Below are 4,617 nucleotides of genomic sequence, written 5' to 3' on the forward strand. Positions count from 1 at the left end.
CGAGATGAAGTTGCGTCATTGCGATGCCTCCAAGTCGTTACCATCTAATAGTACTCCTTATCCTCCATGCAAGAACGAGTTTTGCAGAGCTTCCTTAACACAGTTCCCGGTCCGAATGGTGTTGGATTGCCACCCTCCGCGGAAGCACGCGGTTGGAAACCAAAGGAATACGATGTCCCGTTGCTATCCGTCACAGTGTACCAAATGTGCCCTGGAATCGACGGTCGTCCAGTATTCGTTTCGTATGTGCCCGGCGCAGCAATGCTAAGAGTAATTGTTCCAGGGCGGATTCAAACCTGAAGTGCAACACCCACAGTTTCACTGAACGAGGCTGGATTGTGGTTCAGTGTGGGAGAGCAGCAATTGGCGGTACAACGCCAGCGGCGTTCTCACGCCCAGCCCCTTGCGCGGTACGGTTGGCCCTTGGGGTAGATGCTCGCCAGTGTCAGGGCAATCTGCTGGGGCGACCAGCGCAGGCCCAGGCAATGGCGCACGACACCAAACATGACGCCCTCAGGATCGAGCTTGCGCGCAGGGCGGGCGCTCAAGCGGCGCTTGTGGCAGCGCCCCTGAGCGGCAGCGCTTGCGTATGGCCCTTCGCAGCCATTGCGTTGCAGTTCACGGCTGACGGTGGACGGCGAGCGTTGCAGCATGCGGGCAATGGCGCGAATACCAACACCTTGCTGGCGCAGGCTGGCAATGGTGACGCGATCTTCGGGTTGGAGTTGGATGTACGGGCGGCAACGGGAGGCTGGCATCTGCGGACCTTATGCGATCGCAGGTGTTGCACTTCAGGTTTGAATCCGCCCTGCCGACACTGGCGTCGTAGAGGGTTAAGGGCACAGGACGGTTCTCCGTTTTAGGTTCGCGCTTTGCGTATCTACGTTCCGAATTGGTTTGAGCGTCGGATCTCCGACGCGGTGCGGCCAGTCTTTCGGCGTAACAGCGTGCGGAGCGTGGCCCCGTTGTCGTAGCCGGTACGTGTTGCGACCTCGTCAATGCTCAGCTGGGTCGTTTTCAGCAGATAAGTTGCTCGCTCAACACGAAGGTCTTGGAAGTATGCCAGGGGCGAACGACCCAAGATCGTGTAAAGCCGGCGAGATAAGGTCCGCTCGCTCGTGCCGACAAAGGTCGCAGCCCGTCCCAAGGAGAAGCCCACATCGAGGTTTTGACGAGCCCACTTTTCGAAGAGCATCACCAACCGGTCCGTGTGACGCAAATGGTCGGGAACGGCATAGGTGGACTGAGGCGACCGGGGGTCTAGCATGAGGTAACGTGCGACTGTGTCAGCTAATTCTGGACTGCGTTGACGAACGAACCAAAGCGCCAGGTCGAAATGTGCCAACACCGCGCCTGCGGTAACGACAGCATTCCCTGGTATGAGTGAACGACTGTCATCGAGCGTGACACCGGGATAGCGCGAGCGAAAGAAGGGAGCGAGCCACCAACTTGTGGCGGCCTCTTGCCCGTTGAGTAATCCCGCCTCGGCCAAGACAAACGTCCCCGTACACGCGGCCGCAATGGTGGCCCCTTGCGATTGCCAGCGCCCTAACAGTTCGCCAGCGCGGCGCACGTCCGGATGGGCAAGGGCTTTCTCGATTCCTTCCTCCGTCTTGGCACCCAAGGCTGGGACAAACACAAATTCAGGATTTGAGCGAGCTTCTGCCTGCATGGTGGGGATGGCAAGGCCATGCGCGGTATGTGCTACGCGGCGGATGCTGAAAACTTGCGCTTTCCACGCGTCGTTGGAGCCAGGGGGAGCCAAGTCGCGTGCAGTCGCCAGGGTGTCCTGTATCGCCGCCAGCCCTGTATCGAACACGCCATCGAGTGCCAAAATTGTCGTTGATGTCATCATGGCGAGAACGGTATCACAATTGGCAATCTTGCCAAGTCCCCTTATGGCGTTGCGATGCTAGATTTGCGTGTGCAGCCGATCATTGAAATGTCCTGGCAGCACAAACCTCAACCATTCACCGAGGAGATCATCAAGATGACGCAGATGGGTTTGTTTGTTCGGCTCGATGCCAAGCCTGGTAAAGAAGCCGCGCTAGAGGAGTTCCTTAAAGGAGCGCTTCCACTTGCACGAGCGGAGACCGGTACGCCGGTCTGGTATGCCTTGAAATTCGGTCCCAGCAGTTTCGCAATCTTCGACGCTTTCGAAGCCGAAGATGGTCGAGCCGCCCACCTCAATGGGCCTATCGCCGCAGCGCTCATGAAGCATGCGGACGAGCTTCTCGCGAAACCAGTAGTGATCGAACGCTGGGATGTTGTGGCGGTCAAATAGTGCTGAGCGGCGAAGCGCGGAAGGAGCTACGGGTTTTGTCGCTGCCGATCTGTTTCGGCGGTGAGCTTGCAGCCGTTTCACAAGAAGTAGGGCGGATTCAAACCTGAAGTGCAACACCCACAGTTTCACTGAACGAGGCTGGATTGTGGTTCAGTGTGGGAGAACAGCAATTGGCGGTACACCGCCAGCGGCGTTCTCACGCCCAGCCCCTTGCGCGGGCGGTTGTTGATCTCATCGGCAATGGCATCGAGTTGCTCCTGGCTGTAGCCGCTCAGGTCCGTGCCCTTGGGCAGGTACTGGCGCACCAGGCCATTGATGTTCTCGTTGCTGCCTCGCTGCCAGGGGCTGTGCGGATCGCAGAAGTACACCGCGATGCCCGTGTTGGCCGTCAACTCCTTGTGGCGGGCCATCTCCCGGCCCTGGTCGTAGGTGAGCGTCTTGCGCATGGGCTTGGCAATGCTGTTGAGTTTTTCCGTGAAGGCCTGCAGCACGCTGACCGCACTGGCGGGCTTGGGGTGCGGCAGCTTGACCAGCATCAGCAGGCGGCTGGTGCGCTCGACCAGCGTGCCCACGGCGCTGGCATTGGCTTCGCCCTTGATCAGATCGCCTTCCCAGTGGCCGGGGAACTGACGGTCCTCGACCTCGGGCGGGCGCACGTGGATGCTGAGCATGTCCGGGATCTGCCCTCGCCGGTCCTGGCCCTTGCTGCGCGGCAGCCGCTTGTTGTGCGCCTGGCGCAGGCAAGCCACCAGCTCGCGCTTGAGCTCGCCCACGGGCTGGGCATAGATGCAGTTGTAGATCGTTTCGTGCGACACGCGGTACGGTTGGCCCTTGGGGTAGATGCTCGCCAGTGTCAGGGCAATCTGCTGGGGCGACCAGCGCAGGCCCAGGCAATGGCGCACGACACCAAACATGACGCCCTCAGGATCGAGCTTGCGCGCAGGGCGGGCGCTCAAGCGGCGCTTGTGGCAGCGCCCCTGAGCGGCAGCGCTTGCGTATGGCCCTTCGCAGCCATTGCGTTGCAGTTCACGGCTGACGGTGGACGGCGAGCGTTGCAGCATGCGGGCAATGGCGCGAATACCAACACCTTGCTGGCGCAGGCTGGCAATGGTGACGCGATCTTCGGGTTGGAGTTGGATGTACGGGCGGCAACGGGAGGCTGGCATCTGCAGACCTTATGCGATCGCAGGTGTTGCACTTCAGGTTTGAATCCGCCCTGCCATTTCTAATCCCCGCTAACATTCTAATAAAGAGTTACTTCCTACGAAAAAGCGTATGTCTTTTTCTATTAATCGATAATCATTTTCATTTTGTGTGATCGATACTATGTAATCTCCTTGAGGTGTTTACGCCGTGCCGCGCGTCAAACAAGATGAGGGCAGCGCGTCAATCAGGATGAGAGTACTGGCATTGCGGCAGCGGTGAAGGGCGTAGCCCGGAACCGCTGCCGCAACGCCGCGTCGAGGAGTCCGCCCCGCTGCCGGGGCGCCTTATCGGTGGTCGCGGTAAATCGGGTATGAACAGCTCTTTCGTGTAGCGAACGGAGGCTGCGTTGCCCGGCCGACACATCAACGACCATCAGATGAGGCTCTACATGAAGTACAGGCTCAAGGAAGGACCGGCTCGAGCGGCTGCGCGCGCCGGGTTCAGCGCCGCCACTGGGTATCGCATCGATCAGGACCGGCGACTGCCATCACAGAAGAAGGCGCCACGTGCGCGTCGTCGTCCCGATCCCTTGGCGGCAATCTTCGACACCGAGATCGTGCCGCTGCTCCAGTCCGCTCCCGGCATTCGACCGATAGCCGTGCTGGACGAGATGCTTCGGCGCCATCCCGATCTCCCGGGCAACGTGCGCCGCACTCTGGAGCGCCGCATTCGAGACTGGCGTGCACTCCATGGCGAGGAGCATGACGTTATGTTCCGTCAGGTACACGAACCCGGTCGTCTCGGGTTGTCCGACTTCACCGAGATGGACAGCCTAAGCATCACCGTGGCGGGCGTCGCGCTTGGACTTGCCCCCGCATAACCGGACACCCGGTCACACTTAGGTTGGAGAAACTGCTTGCCGACGAAACTCACGCGGCGAGCGGTATTTCAGGGCACTGTGCGGGTGTGACTCGTTATAGTGCTCAAACGCGATAGCCAGGTTTTGCAGCGCCGTCCTGGCGTCGGGTTTCGGCATCCACGATACGTAATCACGCTTCATCGTTTTAACGAAACTCTCGGCCATCCCGTTATCGTAAGTCAGCAACTGCTTGTCGTGATGACGGTTGCGCGACTGTAACGGTCGAGATCACCCACCCATTTCATCCCCTGCGCGGTACCCGAATCCA

General features: G+C 59.7%; 4 protein-coding genes and 2 pseudogenes. 2 read left to right on the forward strand and 4 right to left on the reverse strand.

The window, feature by feature from the left end:
* Positions 1-389 precede the first annotated feature (389 nt).
* Positions 390-758, reverse strand: coding sequence for a helix-turn-helix domain-containing protein (locus QCE73_RS39090; protein ID WP_309886152.1), 369 nt, complete (start codon positions 756-758; stop codon positions 390-392).
* Positions 759-880: 122 nt separating this feature from the next.
* Positions 881-1,855 (reverse strand): helix-turn-helix domain-containing protein, encoded by a 975-nt coding sequence (locus tag QCE73_RS39095; RefSeq protein ID WP_309886154.1) that lies wholly within the window; start codon positions 1,853-1,855, stop codon positions 881-883.
* Between the two features lie 135 nt (positions 1,856-1,990).
* On the opposite strand from QCE73_RS39095, the gene QCE73_RS39100 reads away from it, so the two are divergent.
* Positions 1,991-2,284 carry a putative quinol monooxygenase gene (locus QCE73_RS39100; RefSeq protein ID WP_204735960.1) on the forward strand — a complete coding sequence of 98 codons (294 nt, stop codon included), beginning with the start codon at positions 1,991-1,993 and terminating at the stop codon, positions 2,282-2,284.
* A gap of 125 nt (positions 2,285-2,409) precedes the next feature.
* Here the strand turns inward: QCE73_RS39100 and QCE73_RS39105 are convergent, their stop codons facing one another.
* Complete coding sequence (locus tag QCE73_RS39105) at positions 2,410-3,450, reverse strand: IS30 family transposase (protein WP_309886156.1); 1,041 nt, start codon at positions 3,448-3,450, stop codon at positions 2,410-2,412.
* A 416-nt stretch (positions 3,451-3,866) separates the two neighbouring features.
* Here QCE73_RS39105 and QCE73_RS39110 point away from each other — a divergent pair.
* A pseudogene (locus QCE73_RS39110) lies at positions 3,867-4,292 on the forward strand (IS21 family transposase); the annotation flags it as partial.
* 36 nt (positions 4,293-4,328) lie between these two features.
* On the opposite strand, the pseudogene QCE73_RS39115 reads toward QCE73_RS39110, so the two are convergent.
* Positions 4,329-4,520: pseudogene (locus tag QCE73_RS39115) on the reverse strand (integrase core domain-containing protein); the annotation flags it as partial.
* Positions 4,521-4,617 lie beyond the last annotated feature (97 nt).

The organism is Caballeronia sp. LZ029 (assembly GCF_031451275.1).
In the GTDB taxonomy this organism is placed as follows: Bacteria; Pseudomonadota; Gammaproteobacteria; order Burkholderiales; family Burkholderiaceae; genus Caballeronia; species Caballeronia jiangsuensis.

What these genes read in the sequence shown, in the direction of transcription:
- QCE73_RS39100 (WP_204735960.1), top strand. Translation starts at nt 1,991, where the DNA reads ATGACGCAGATGGGTTTGTTTGTTCGGCTCGATGCCAAGCCTGGTAAA.
- QCE73_RS39090 (WP_309886152.1), bottom strand. Translation starts at nt 758, where the DNA reads ATGCCAGCCTCCCGTTGCCGCCCGTACATCCAACTCCAACCCGAAGAT.
- QCE73_RS39095 (WP_309886154.1), bottom strand. Translation starts at nt 1,855, where the DNA reads ATGATGACATCAACGACAATTTTGGCACTCGATGGCGTGTTCGATACA.
- QCE73_RS39105 (WP_309886156.1), bottom strand. Translation starts at nt 3,450, where the DNA reads ATGCCAGCCTCCCGTTGCCGCCCGTACATCCAACTCCAACCCGAAGAT.